At 35.4% G+C, this 13,214-nt stretch carries 11 protein-coding genes; 3 read left to right on the plus strand and 8 right to left on the minus strand.

The window, feature by feature from the left end:
• Nucleotides 1-82: 82 nt before the first annotated feature.
• The 3 genes from BLT04_RS01070 to gyrB form a co-directional block, all read right to left on the minus strand.
• Nucleotides 83-1,345: a hypothetical protein gene (locus BLT04_RS01070; RefSeq protein ID WP_089752830.1), complete on the minus strand. Its 1,263-nt coding sequence runs from the start codon at nt 1,343-1,345 to the stop codon at nt 83-85.
• A 484-nt stretch (nt 1,346-1,829) separates the two neighbouring features.
• Entirely contained in the window at nt 1,830-2,945 is a 1,116-nt protein-coding gene (locus BLT04_RS01075) for a hypothetical protein (protein ID WP_089752832.1), read from the minus strand.
• A gap of 325 nt (nt 2,946-3,270) precedes the next feature.
• Nucleotides 3,271-5,205: a DNA topoisomerase (ATP-hydrolyzing) subunit B gene (gyrB, locus tag BLT04_RS01080; RefSeq protein ID WP_089752833.1), complete on the minus strand. Its 1,935-nt coding sequence runs from the start codon at nt 5,203-5,205 to the stop codon at nt 3,271-3,273.
• A gap of 421 nt (nt 5,206-5,626) precedes the next feature.
• On the opposite strand from gyrB, the gene BLT04_RS01085 reads away from it, so the two are divergent.
• Together BLT04_RS01085 and BLT04_RS01090 are read left to right on the plus strand one after the other, a co-directional pair.
• Entirely contained in the window at nt 5,627-6,970 is a 1,344-nt protein-coding gene (locus BLT04_RS01085; RefSeq protein ID WP_089752835.1) for a cytochrome ubiquinol oxidase subunit I, read from the plus strand.
• Nucleotides 6,967-7,971 carry a cytochrome d ubiquinol oxidase subunit II gene (locus BLT04_RS01090; RefSeq protein WP_089752837.1) on the plus strand — a complete coding sequence of 335 codons (1,005 nt, stop codon included), beginning with the start codon at nt 6,967-6,969 and terminating at the stop codon, nt 7,969-7,971. The genes BLT04_RS01085 and BLT04_RS01090 overlap by 4 nt, the downstream gene beginning before the upstream one ends.
• Before the next feature lie 44 nt (nt 7,972-8,015).
• Here BLT04_RS01090 and BLT04_RS01095 read toward each other — a convergent pair whose 3' ends face one another.
• From BLT04_RS01095 to BLT04_RS01115, 5 genes are all read right to left on the minus strand, one after another.
• Nucleotides 8,016-8,837 (minus strand): OmpA family protein, encoded by an 822-nt coding sequence (locus BLT04_RS01095; protein ID WP_089752839.1) that lies wholly within the window; start codon nt 8,835-8,837, stop codon nt 8,016-8,018.
• A gap of 106 nt (nt 8,838-8,943) precedes the next feature.
• Complete coding sequence (gene lysS, locus BLT04_RS01100) at nt 8,944-10,644, minus strand: lysine--tRNA ligase (protein ID WP_089752840.1); 1,701 nt, start codon at nt 10,642-10,644, stop codon at nt 8,944-8,946.
• 112 nt (nt 10,645-10,756) lie between these two features.
• Nucleotides 10,757-11,683, minus strand: coding sequence for a 23S rRNA (adenine(1618)-N(6))-methyltransferase RlmF (gene rlmF, locus BLT04_RS01105; protein WP_089752842.1), 927 nt, complete (start codon nt 11,681-11,683; stop codon nt 10,757-10,759).
• 2 nt (nt 11,684-11,685) lie between these two features.
• Nucleotides 11,686-12,051 carry a c-type cytochrome gene (locus BLT04_RS01110; protein ID WP_089752844.1) on the minus strand — a complete coding sequence of 122 codons (366 nt, stop codon included), beginning with the start codon at nt 12,049-12,051 and terminating at the stop codon, nt 11,686-11,688.
• Nucleotides 12,051-12,269, minus strand: a complete 219-nt coding sequence (locus tag BLT04_RS01115) for a hypothetical protein (protein ID WP_089752847.1) — start codon at nt 12,267-12,269, stop codon at nt 12,051-12,053. The genes BLT04_RS01110 and BLT04_RS01115 overlap by 1 nt, the downstream gene beginning before the upstream one ends.
• 133 nt (nt 12,270-12,402) lie before the next feature.
• On the opposite strand from BLT04_RS01115, the gene BLT04_RS01120 reads away from it, so the two are divergent.
• Entirely contained in the window at nt 12,403-13,047 is a 645-nt protein-coding gene (locus BLT04_RS01120; protein ID WP_089752849.1) for a hypothetical protein, read from the plus strand.
• Nucleotides 13,048-13,214 lie beyond the last annotated feature (167 nt).

Below are 13,214 nucleotides of genomic sequence, written 5' to 3' on the forward strand. Positions count from 1 at the left end.
AGCATTGCCAAAAAAGCAACACTGATTACCGAAGATATTAAACACTTATTTAAATATTATTTGAATTTAGAATGTAATTAAATTATTTTAAACGTTTTACTGAAAATACTGTAATCGGTAAAGCAACATTACCCGTAGCAGCAGTATTCTCAGTACCCCTCATTACAATAACTCCCTGTGATCCGGGATTTCTCTGGACAGCGAATGTATATGTTCTTCCGGCTACTAAAGACAGTGTTCTGTTGCTTGACAAGTTTATTACTTGCCCCGTTTTAATATCAGCCAACGTCTCCATGGCATACCCTACCCAAGCACCTGTAGCAGCATCATAAACTCCGAAACGGAAATTCCCGGTAGCAGGACCACTACTTGCCTGTAATGAAAAATTCATAGATACATAATAAACACCATCACTTTCAACCGTAAAAGTATTGGTAGTTGCAGAACCTGTAAATTTATTTTTGTTGTCAATTATCTCATCAGTCATTTGTTGAATTGGGGCTAGCTCACTACTTACAGCAACTGGTATAGTCCAGTTATCGACCAATCTGGTAACAATTTCCTGTGCGATCTGAAGTTGCCCGTTAATAGCAATTACCGTCCCTACATCACTCGGTATTACAGGAATAACTCCTGCAGTATTCCATGTGGGAGCTGCTCCCGGGCCGTTTGAAGTAAGAACCTGGCCTGCAGTTCCTGCTCTTCCTGCAGTAGTTGCATTTCCTCCTACATTTAATTCATTCGTAATCTGTAAAGCACCATTTACATGTAATGTTTTTTGAGGTGTTGTTGTCCCGACACCCATATTACCATTTGGTAACATTGTAGCCACAGTAGCCAATGTCTGACCATCACCATAATTACCTGAAGGATTAGATCCTACATTAAACTGTAATCCCTGCTCTGCACCAGATGTATTAATAGAAGTTGTATTTTTTGTGATATTAAACCATATATTGTCCCAACCACCATAATCTGTACCACTTCTCATTCCAAAAGAATTGCCTATAATATCAAGCTTTATTAATGGGGCACTTGTTGCAATACCTACATTCCCTGTCCCTTTTATACGCATCAGCTCATTAGAAGCAGTAGCGCTTGCAGCAGAAAAAAAGGCATGATCTGAAGTTGCAGCATCTGTCTGATACCGTAAAACACCGGGATTTACTCCGAAACCATAAACCTGATGGTCATTATTTGCTGTTTCGTACATAACTATTTTACGATTTACAGTTTCATTTTGAAATTGCAAAGGAGCATGAGGAGTAGTTGTGTTTATTCCAACTTGTGCGTCTATTGTTGCTGATAATAACGTAACAACAATTGAAAACGTAATTTTTTTCATCGTTTTTAATAATGTTTCTGTTTTAAGCTAAAGTGTTTTTAGAATCGTATTTTACGTCACAAAGAGAAAGAAAAATTGAACCAACTGCCAAAAAAAGGGTATACTATTTATATACCACTTTCATATAAAAAACTGATATACAGATAATTAAATTTGATTCTAAAGCGTAAAAAAAACACAAAAAAATTCGATAAAAATTTAGAAAAATTAATTATATAATATAAATTGATTAATAATATTATGAATACATTTTATTTAGTAAAATAAAAATACTACAATAATAAATTACAATGTATATAATTTATTCATACCATTATTATTAACAAATCAAATATAAGTGATGAGGTTTTTGTTTTAAATAAATTGAGACTGCTATTAAGCGGCATCGTTTTATTATTATTTATAAAATGTGATTAAAAAAAAGCCAGAGCAAAAACAGCCTGACTTTCATTTGTGTAAATAGAATCCGATTTTTTTGAATGAATTAATTAATTCTGGTGAGGACTATCGTATAAGCTTTCGTAATATTTCCATTATTTGTAACATTAATTGTCCCTGCAGAAGGAATCGTTAATGTATAATTGAAAGAGGTTGGATTATCACCTCCTGCACAGCCCACTTTACCTGTCCAAGTAACTGTAATGGTATTTCTGTTGACTTGATTGAAAGCAGGAGATTTATTAGTTCCACCGCTACTTAGCAATCCTCCTAACCCATTAATAGAGAAATAACTATTGGAAGAAATATTATTTACATAAAATTCTGCTGTTCCAATATCTGCACAGGCATCACCTACTATAACAACAGCTTTATATATCCCACCATCAACCATCCCCGTAATCACCGTACCGGTAGCACCGCTAAGTATATTACCTGAAGTATTTGAAGTCAATCCCCCATAAGTAGCAGAGGGCGATGCTTTAACCAAGACCCCGTTTGCATCAGAATATACGGGTGTCACAACTGTTGCACCGGAAACAGGAGTTATTGTTCTTACTCTTGTGGTGCCGTTTACATCCAATTTGTTAGTGGGTGTTGTTGTGCCAACCCCCATATTTCCGGTGGCTAGCATCGTGGCAACTGTTGTTAATGTCTGACTGTCTCCATAGGCACCGACACTGTTAGATCCTACATTGAACTGTAGTCCTGATTCTGCACCGGATGCATTAATCGACGGAATACTTGGCGTTACATTAAACCATAAATTATCCCAACTTCCGGAGGTCACAGAATTCCTTATCCCAAAAGTAGTTCCTATAATATCTAGTTTTGCCAAAGGTGCACTGGTTGCAATACCTACATTTCCTGTACCTTTTATACGCATCAGCTCATTAGAAGTTGTAGCACCCGTACCTGCAAAAAAAGCATGGTCAGTGGCCGTAACATCTGTCTGATACCGTAAAACACCAGGATTTACACCAAATCCATAATATTGGTTGTCATCATTTACTGTCTCGTATAATACTATTTTACGATTAACAGTTTCATTTTTAAATTGTAAAGGAGCATGTGGAGTGCTTGTATTAATCCCCACTTGAGCAATAACGGTCGAAAAAAGACCTGTTAATGCAATTAAAAAAAATAAAAGTTGTTTTTTCATCTTATTTTATATTTACGTTAATATTATTTCAAAGAAATTATATATCACTATGTAAAAATATAAAAAATACCAATACAACGATAAAAAATTTACATAAATATAATATTACACAAAATTCATTATTACATTTTTAAATTTTCATTAATTTATTTAAATAAATATTAATCCATAATAAGTGAATAATAACATGAAATTTACATTATTTATAAAGGAAATTGATATTTTATAAGAAATTGTTAGTTCATAAATTTAATCACTGTTCAAAGCTGCTACAAAAAAAAGACTTCATTGCTGAAGTCTTTCAATTTTATTTAAACTAAATCAATTATACATCGATCTTAGCATATTTTGCATTCTTTTCGATAAATTCTCTTCTTGGCGGCACCTCATCTCCCATCAACATTGAGAAAACACTGTCTGCTTCCACTGCATTATCAATAGTAACCTGTTTAAGAATTCGGTGTTCAGGATTAAGTGTTGTTTCCCAAAGCTGTTCAGGATTCATCTCTCCAAGACCCTTATAACGTTGAACTTCAACACCTTTACCATCCGGAGACATATCTAAAGTAAATTCTTCACGTTCTTTTTCGTTATAAGCATATACTTTTTTGTTTCCTTTTTTCAATAAATACAAAGGCGGTTGGGCAATATAGATATATCCGTTTTCAATTAATTCTTTCATAAATCTGAAGAAGAAGGTAAGAATCAATGTTGAAATGTGAGATCCGTCAATATCGGCATCGGTCATGATCACAACTTTGTGGTATCTCAACTTCGCCATATTCAATGCTTTACTATCTTCTTCTGTTCCTACAGAAACTCCAAGAGCAGTATAAATATTCTTGATCTCTTCGTTATCGTAGACTTTATGAAGCATAGATTTCTCTACATTCAAAATTTTACCTCTTAACGGAAGAATAGCCTGAAAATGTCTGTCACGGCCTTGTTTAGCCGTTCCGCCTGCGGAATCTCCCTCTACTAAAAACAGTTCAGATTCTGCCGGGTCTTTAGAAGAACAGTCAGATAATTTCCCTGGAAGTCCTGAACCGCCCATTGGAGATTTTCTCTGAACCATTTCACGGGCTTTTTTCGCTGCCTGTCTTGCTTTTGCTGCTAAAACCACTTTCTGAACGATGATTTTTGCCTCGTTAGGATTTTCTTCCAGGAAATTAGAAAGCATCTCCCCTACGATTTTATCAACTGCACCGGAAACTTCAGAGTTTCCTAATTTTGTTTTTGTCTGACCTTCAAATTGAGGTTCCATCACTTTTACAGAAATCACGGCAGTTAATCCTTCACGGAAGTCATCACCTGTAATTTCTACTTTTTCTTTCTGAGGAATCCCCAAATCATCAGCATATTTTTTCAAAGTTCTCGTCAAAGCACGTCTGAAACCTGCCAGGTGAGTACCTCCTTCATGGGTATTGATATTGTTGACATATGAATGAAGATTTTCACTAAATGACGTATTATAACGCATTGCAACTTCCACCGGAATATCATCTCTTTCAGCTTCCATGAAAATTACATTTTCCATGATAGACTCACGGTTTCCATCGATATATTCTACGAATTCTCTCAGCCCGCCTTCAGAATGGAAAATTTCTGTAGGAAAAGAGCCGTCCTCGTTAGGCTCTCTCTCATCGATAAGAGTGATGGTGATTCCTTTATTAAGGAAAGCCAATTCTCTTAATCTCGTTGCAAGAGTGTCGTAATTGTAAACCGTTTCCTGGAAAATCGTAGCATCCGGCTGGAAGAAAACATCTGTCCCTCTTTCGTCGGTAGTTCCTATTTCGGCAACATCGGCCAATGCTTTCCCTTCTGAATATTTCTGTTGATATAATTTACCGTTAAGGCTTACCGTAGCGACCAATAACGTTGAAAGCGCATTCACACACGAAACCCCAACCCCGTGAAGACCACCGGAAACCTTGTAAGAATCTTTATCAAATTTTCCTCCGGCTCCGATTTTGGTCATTACTACTTCCAGAGCAGATTTTTGTTCTTTTTCGTGAAAATCTACGGGAATACCTCTTCCGTTATCTTTTACAGAAATACTTTCACCTTTATGAATTGTTACTTTAATCGTGTCACAGTATCCTGCTAAAGCCTCATCAATAGAGTTATCTACTACTTCATAAACCAAATGATGGAGACCTCTAACTCCTACATCTCCAATGTACATAGATGGTCTTAATCGAACGTGTTCCATCCCTTCTAAGGCTTGGATACTACTAGCTGTATATTGTTTTTGACTCATATAAAAATTGATATTTTTGCCTAATGCAAAGACTTACAAATATCGTGATTTTTTTCGACTTATGAAAGTTAAAATGTGTCAAAAAACATGATTTTAACATAAAAATGCAGACTAAAATATGTTTGGATTTATTTATTTCAAAATCAGTTTTTTACTGATCTGTATTAAATAACTGTATAAAATTCTCTAATTAATTTAATAATGCAAATAAATTATTTAAACAGAGAAATATTCATTTTATTTTATGATTATCTCTTACCATTCTTGATATTAAATCAACAAAACCGTTATCCGACAAAATCTTGCTAACCGCAATAAAAAAGATCAAAGTTAAAGTGTATAATTTAAACTATAACTGTCTTAAATCATGTAAAAACATCTTTAATTTATACGTAAATTTATTTACTCAAAATTTGATATTATGGACGATTTTCTTGCCGCCCGTGCGCAAATGGCCATGTCTCTCGGTTTTCACATTATTTTCTCCTGTGTAGGTATGGTGATGCCTTTTTTAATGGCTTTTGCCCACTGGAAATATCTGAAAACCGGAAATGAAATGTACAAAGGACTCACCAAAGCATGGAGCAAAGGAGTTGCTATTCTTTTTGCAACCGGAGCCGTGTCCGGAACGATGCTTTCTTTCGAGCTCGGACTTCTCTGGCCTGCCTTTATGAAGCACGCAGGCCCGATTTTTGGAATGCCTTTTTCACTGGAAGGAACCGCTTTTTTTATTGAAGCCATTGCCATCGGATTTTTCCTGTATGGCTGGGACAGATTCAATAAATGGTTTCACTGGTTTTGCGGGTTTCTGGTTGGTTTAAGTGGATTAGCGTCAGGAATTTTAGTTGTTGCCGCCAACGCCTGGATGAATTCTCCGGCAGGTTTTGATTATGTGAACGGACAGTACATTAATATAGATCCGATTAAAGCAATGTTTAATGACGCCTGGTTTCCACAGGCTTTACATATGACAGTGGCAGCTTTTTGTGCGACCGGATTTGCGGTGGCTGGCGTTCATGCTTATTTAATTATGAGAAAAAAAAATGTGGAATTTCATACAAAAGCCTTTAAAATTGCAGCAGGATTTGCTTTGATCGGAGCTTTTGGAGCTCCTTTGAGCGGTGATGTCGCTGCAAAATCGGTTGCGGAAAGACAACCCATCAAATTAGCCGCAATGGAAGCCCACTTTGAAACAGAAAAAGGAGCAGCTTTTGTGATTGGCGGAATTCCTGATGAAAAAAAAGGTGAAATAAAATACGCCCTCAAAATTCCAAAAGTACTGAGCTTTCTGGTAAGTAATGATTTTAATGCCGAAGTAAAAGGCTTGAAGGATTTCCCAAGAGATAAATGGCCTCCAATCTCGGTTGTACATTACGCTTTTCAGATTATGATCTTCTTCGGAGTTGTCATGATATGTATCGGAATTGTGTATTTATACGCAACATTTTTCAGGAAAGAATGGCTGAATAAAAACTGGCTGTTAAAAACATTTTTATTCGCAACACCTTTCGGATATATCGCATTGGAAGCAGGCTGGACAGTAACAGAAGTCGGTCGACAACCCTGGATCATTTACGGAATTATGAGAACGGTCGACGCCGTTACTCCAATGCCGGGAATACAGTATTCTTTCTACTTTTTTACGGCGATTTTCGTTTCATTATCATTGATTATTATTTTCCTTTTGAGAAGACAGATACAGATGGTTCCGAAACTTTACGACCCTACCGATATTCAGTTTAACGATAAAAACAAGAAATCATGATCTACGTTGTAATAGGCTTTCTCTGGCTATCAATTTGTTTGTACGTGATCTTGGGCGGAGCTGATTTCGGAGCCGGAATTGTAGAGCTTTTCACCAAGAAAAAGAATCGTCCTAAAACGAAAACCATTATGTATGAATCGATTGCGCCCATTTGGGAAGCAAATCATATGTGGCTGATTATTGCGATCGTAATTCTTTTTGTCGGTTTTCCTGAAATTTACACTACGCTGTCAACTTACCTTCATATTCCGTTGGTTTTAATGCTTGTAGGAATCATTGCGAGAGGAACGGCATTTACTTTCAGACATTATGATGCTGTAAAAGATGACTGGCAGCAGGTTTATACGCAGATATTTTATTTTTCAAGTTTATTGACACCGTTTGTCTTAGGATTAATCGCTGCTGCGACGGTTTCACATTCTATCGATACGGATGCGACAAACTTTTTAGATTTATATATTTTCAGCTGGCTGAATTGGTTTGGAGTGGCTGTAGGATTATTTACCGTCTCCATTTGTGCTTATCTGGCTTCTATATTTGCTTTAAGAGAAACCATCGACCGTGTAGAATTAGGTTTAATGATTAAAAAATCAAAACAAACCATGATTTTTGTTGTCATTACAGGAATTTTAGTGTTTTTAACGGCTTACATTTCTGATATTCCGCTTGTTATGTGGGTTTTCTCAAAACCATTGGGAATTATGGCTACGGTTTTTGCAACGATTTGCCTGCTATTAATTTTAAGAGCAATGAATAATCGCAAACTACTTCCTGTACGAGCTTTGGCAGGTTTTCAGATTATTATGATTTTAGTGGCTGCGACGTATCAGCATAATCCAAATATTATTTTGTTTGCTAACGGACAGCACCTTTCTTTACTCGAACATGTTGCCGCTCCGAAAACAATTTCAGCGTTGGGCTGGGCATTGATGTTGGGTTCTTTATTTATTTTACCGTTTTTATTTTACCTGATGTTTTCTTTCAGCAGACAGAGAAAATAATATTTTACCATACAAAACCCGTTAAAATTTGACGGGTTTTTATTTTATTTTTTAAGTAAAACCAATTCCACTCTTCTGTTCCTGATGCGATCAGCTTCCGTATTTTCAGGATAAATTGCCGGATTAAGATGACCGAGCCCGATTACTTTTATCCGCTTAGAATCAATTCCCTGTTTTTGTAGAAATTCTTTAATGGCATTCGCTCTCGTCCATGAAAGATTGAATGTTCCTAAATCAACATCTTCTCCATCAAAATTCTCATAATCACAGCAGATATGACCTTGCAGCTCAACCTCCAATGTAGGGTTATCATTTAATATTTTAAAAAGTTGTCTAAGCCTTGCATTGCCGCTCTGAAGCCAGATATGACGATTTCCGATAAAATTGATATCGGGAAGTGAAAAAGTATCTTTCACTTTCATTTCAGAAATTTTTGTAGTAAAAAAGCTTGGTAAGGTTTTCTGTGAAATCTTTTCTCCCGCAACCAACGTTCTTTCAATAAATATATCTACTCTCCTGTTTTTTTCGCGTAATTCTTCTGTGTTGTTATCATTAATCTGTTTTTTTTCACCCAAACCGGCTGTACTTTCCAGTTTTATATTATTTCCGATTTTTTTCTGTAAATATTTACTCACAGCGTTGGCGCGTTTTTCTGATAAAATCTTATTAAATTCATCACTTCCGGAAGGATCGCAGTTCCCGAAAACCCTGAAAGTAAGATTGGTTTTTAATTGAGCCAGACTATCTAATTTATGTTTAGACTTTTCGTTAAGATCAAAACTATTATGTAAAAAATAAACAGATGTAATCATTTGTGCATGAATTCCGACAAACAAAAAAAGCAGGCAAAAAAGAAAAAGTTTCATCGATTGTAAGTTTTCTTTAAAACGGGAAATATGAATTTATAGTTTATAAAAACAAAAAAATTCCTGAAATTGTTCAGGAATTCTATTTATTGGTTGTGATTAATATTTAAGCTAATTTCATTAAAATATTCTCATCAATCTTCTCAACTTTCACTAAATTATTTTTAGTTAAAGTTTTAGAAGCTTTATCCCATTTTTTACCGGATAACTGACTTCTTTCTTTCACTTCAGCTAAAGAAAACGGCTCTTCTTGTGAGTTTAAGATTTCAAGAATTACCTTTTCGTCTTCTCCCAATTCAATTTGAGGAACGGTTTTTTCCGGTCTCATTTGAGGGAAGAATAAAACTTCCTGAATCGAAGCGTTGTCCGTTAAGAACATGATCAATCTGTCCATTCCGATTCCTAAGCCTGAAGTTGGCGGCATCCCGTATTCAAGGGCTCTTAAGAAATCTTCATCGATAAATTGCCCAGCTTCATCATCCCCTTTTTCAGATAATTTTAACTGATCTTCAAAACGCTCTCTCTGATCAATCGGATCATTTAATTCTGAATAAGCGTTGGCGATTTCTTTTCCGCAAACCATTAATTCAAAACGTTCCGTAAGGCCTTCTTTGCTTCTGTGTTTTTTCGTTAAAGGCGACATTTCGATCGGATAATCTGTGATAAAAGTCGGCTGAATAAAGTTTCCTTCACATTTTTCACCGAAAATTTCATCGATTAATTTTCCTTTACCCATCGTTTCATTGACTTCAATTCCGATAGATTTTGCGAAATCGAACAATTCCTGCTCAGATTTTCCTGTAATATCAAAACCTGTGAATTTCATGATCGCATCGGTCATAGAAATTCTTGGATAAGGTGCTTTCCAGCTTATTTTATGTTCTCCGAATGTGGATTCAGCGTTTCCGTTGACCTGGGTTGCACAGAATTCTAATAATTTTTCCGTGAAATCCATCATCCAGTTGTAATCTTTGTAAGCTACATAGATTTCCATGGCTGTAAATTCCGGATTGTGGGTTCTGTCCATCCCTTCATTTCTGAAATTTTTCGAAAACTCATAAACCCCGTCAAAACCACCAACGATCAATCTTTTCAGATATAATTCGTTCGCAATTCTTAAATATAATGGAATATCTAAAGCATTATGATGGGTAATAAACGGTCTTGCAGCCGCACCCCCGGGAATCGACTGTAAAATTGGCGTTTCAACCTCAAAATATCCTGCATCATTAAAGAAAGTTCTCATCGCGTTGAACAGTTTTGTTCTTTTCACGAAAATTTCCTTGATATGAGGATTCACCGTTAAATCAACATAACGTTGTCTGTATCTTAATTCTGCATCATTAAAACCGTCATGCACGACTCCGTTTTCGTCAGTTTTTGCCTGGGGAAGCGGTCGTAAAGCTTTGGTAAGAAGTGTAAAATTTTTAACTAAAACTGTTTTTTCTCCAACCTGTGTAGTAAACAGATCTCCTTCAATACCGATGATATCACCGATGTCTAAAAGATGCTTGTACACTTCATTATATAACGTTTTATCTTCTCCTGTACAGATTTCGTCTCTGTTAAAATATACCTGAATTTTACCTGTAGAATCTTGCAACTCAGCAAAAGAAGCCTTTCCTTGAATTCTGCGGGACATCAATCTACCAGCGATCTTCACCTGTTTACTTTCAGCGAAATCCTGTTTTATAGATTCTGTAGTATCTGTAATTTTGTATTCCTCCGCCGGGAATGCGTTGATCCCCATTTCAACAAGCTTATTCAGCTTTTCTCTTCTAATGATTTCTTGTTCTGATAATTGCATTTCTTATTTTTCTAAAAGCGTACAAATTTAGTAAATATTTACAAATTTTTAGCGTAAAATATTCCTTAATAATATGATATAAAATTCAATTTAAATTATAGTGAAATCTAAATTATAAGAACCAATCTTTACGATTTTGTTGAGGAATAAATGTCCAGGCCAATATCCTGCTTATTTTCTGACCTTGAGCCATATCAATGATTTTGAAATCAATTGCTTTGACTTTCTTTAAAAGTGCTGTTAATTTATGTAAATTGTCCTTTTTAGAAACCAGGCACGTAAACCACAGAACCTGTGTTGAATACAAAACACTTTCATGAATCATTTTTGTGATAAAAGCTATTTCACCACCTTCACACCATAATTCAGATTGTTGCCCGCCAAAGTTAAGCAGAGGTTTTTGAACTTTGGATTTATTGATATTTTTTGTTTTCCTAAGATTTCCTTTTAATGCAGATTCCTCCGAATCATGAAAAGGAGGATTGCACATCGAAAATGTAAACCTATCTTTTGGATTAATAATATTTTTGAAAATATGATCTGAATCTGGCTGCTTCTCTAAGTGAATTACATCTGATAAATCCGGATTATGATCTAAAATTTGCTGAGCATTTTCCAAAGAATCCTGATTGATATCTGTTCCCAGCATTTTCCAGCCGTAAGATTTGTGGGCAATTAAAGGATAAACAAGATTTGCGCCTGTTCCGATATCCAATCCTGAAATAGAAATTCCTGTAGGAATTTTACCGTGCTCTTCAGCTAATAAATCTGCAATATAATGCACATAATCTGCCCGTCCCGGAATTGGCGGACAAAGATTAGCGTCAGGAATATCCCAATTTTTAACTTTATAAAAGTGCTGCAACAAAGCTTTATTAAGCAATTTCACCGCCTTAGGAAGACTGAAATTAATGGTTACCGTCTGATAAGCATTAATAAAAACATACTGTTTCAATTCCGGCACACAAGAAATAAGCTGCTCAAAATCATAAGGATCGCGATGCAGATTTCTTGTGTGCAGACTTGATTTTTCAGTCATATTTATTTTTTCTGACTCAGAATATATTCTACCATTTTTTTGGCATCTTCTTTAGAGACCTGCGGATGGGGCGACATCGGCACATTTCCCCAGACTCCGCTTCCGCCTTCTATGATTTTCGAAGCCAGCAGCTCAACATCTTTTTCGGAATATTTCCCCGCAATCTCCTGATAAGAAGGCCCTATCATTCTCTCATTAGTTGCATGACATCCCGTACAGTCAAGAGTTTCAATGATTTGCTGTCCGGTAAGATTACTCGCAGCAGGTTTTGAAACATCAGAATGAGAAGACACAACCGATGGATCTTCTTTTTTAGAACAGGAAACAATAAATAAGCCTATTAATCCTGTCAAAAATAATTTTTTCATTATTTCTTTGCTGTAGAATCTATTTTAGCAGCTTCAGGAGTTGGTGTTGCAGCTGTTGCAGCCGGAGTAACAGCAGGTTTTGCCGTAGAATCAACCACTGTTGGCGCTTCCGGCTCTTCCATCATTGTATTGCTGTCTTGTAAGTCATGATTAGGCTTCTTTGAGCAATTAACTACAAATAAACTTCCGATAAACGCGATTGCTAATACTTTTTTCATTGTTTTCTAATTTGGAGCAAAAATATAAAAAATAAACTTTTAAAAGACTGACATCTGCCCTTTTTTAATCATATTTTAAAGAATATTTATTATTAATAATGATTATATTTAACTTCATTTTTAAATTCAAGCTATGGTCAGCCTTTCAAAAATCCTGTTTTTCACAAGCCATCATGGTTTTTATACTGTGATTATTCTGTTTTTAGTCTTTGGTTTGCTTGCAACGGTGACTAAAAAGCCCTTGTTTTTGATTCCTATTATTCCCCTAGCGATATTAAATGGTTTTGCCGGACAGTTTTTAAATGCTTGGTTCTTAAATAAATATGGTATTGAAAGCACTGCAATTATTACTTCTGATGTTGAAACCAATTCTACGTTGAATGATCAGTATATTCATGATTATGAAGCCATTGTCAAGAAACAGGACGGAAAATATGTTTCGACTTCCTTTTCAACGATGTCTGCTGCGATTTATCCTATAGAAAATGCCATCAGAATTCCACAGGTTGACAAGCCTTTTCCTGTAAAATATATTCCGGGATATGAAAAAAATATTGTCATTCTTTACGATCAGTCGGATGAAGGTAAAATCCTTCAAAAGTATGAATTACAGGCTCCTGTAAATTCAGCAAAGATTAAATATGATGCTGATCCTGGCAATAAAGAATTTGTGGAAGAATATATTGCTGCACTTGAAAATTATTTAAAAAATTACGACGATCCGAAATACAAAATGAAGCTTGATGAACTGAAAAAACAAAACAAAATGAAAAAATAAAAGATTTTAAGTTTTTTTAATTTCAGAATTATTTGTTTTTGTATAAAAAAAATTTCTACATTTGTCACATGTTTACAATGAACAACAATAATTGGTGGTGGCTTTCAAACTCTTCGTCGGGTCTGGAGGTATTGTCATGTTGTTAATCAGCAGAAATAATATTCAAA

Source organism: Chryseobacterium soldanellicola (assembly GCF_900100115.1).
GTDB lineage: Bacteria > Bacteroidota > Bacteroidia > Flavobacteriales > Weeksellaceae > Chryseobacterium > Chryseobacterium soldanellicola.

Excerpts from the sequence above, each read along its gene's own strand:
- BLT04_RS01070 (WP_089752830.1), bottom strand. The coding sequence starts at position 1,345 with ATGAAAAAAATTACGTTTTCAATTGTTGTTACGTTATTATCAGCAACA.
- BLT04_RS01075 (WP_089752832.1), bottom strand. The coding sequence starts at position 2,945 with ATGAAAAAACAACTTTTATTTTTTTTAATTGCATTAACAGGTCTTTTT.
- gyrB (WP_089752833.1), bottom strand. The coding sequence starts at position 5,205 with ATGAGTCAAAAACAATATACAGCTAGTAGTATCCAAGCCTTAGAAGGG.
- BLT04_RS01085 (WP_089752835.1), top strand. The coding sequence starts at position 5,627 with ATGGACGATTTTCTTGCCGCCCGTGCGCAAATGGCCATGTCTCTCGGT.
- BLT04_RS01090 (WP_089752837.1), top strand. The coding sequence starts at position 6,967 with ATGATCTACGTTGTAATAGGCTTTCTCTGGCTATCAATTTGTTTGTAC.
- BLT04_RS01095 (WP_089752839.1), bottom strand. The coding sequence starts at position 8,837 with ATGAAACTTTTTCTTTTTTGCCTGCTTTTTTTGTTTGTCGGAATTCAT.
- lysS (WP_089752840.1), bottom strand. The coding sequence starts at position 10,644 with ATGCAATTATCAGAACAAGAAATCATTAGAAGAGAAAAGCTGAATAAG.
- rlmF (WP_089752842.1), bottom strand. The coding sequence starts at position 11,683 with ATGACTGAAAAATCAAGTCTGCACACAAGAAATCTGCATCGCGATCCT.
- BLT04_RS01110 (WP_089752844.1), bottom strand. The coding sequence starts at position 12,051 with ATGAAAAAATTATTTTTGACAGGATTAATAGGCTTATTTATTGTTTCC.
- BLT04_RS01115 (WP_089752847.1), bottom strand. The coding sequence starts at position 12,269 with ATGAAAAAAGTATTAGCAATCGCGTTTATCGGAAGTTTATTTGTAGTT.
- BLT04_RS01120 (WP_089752849.1), top strand. The coding sequence starts at position 12,403 with ATGGTCAGCCTTTCAAAAATCCTGTTTTTCACAAGCCATCATGGTTTT.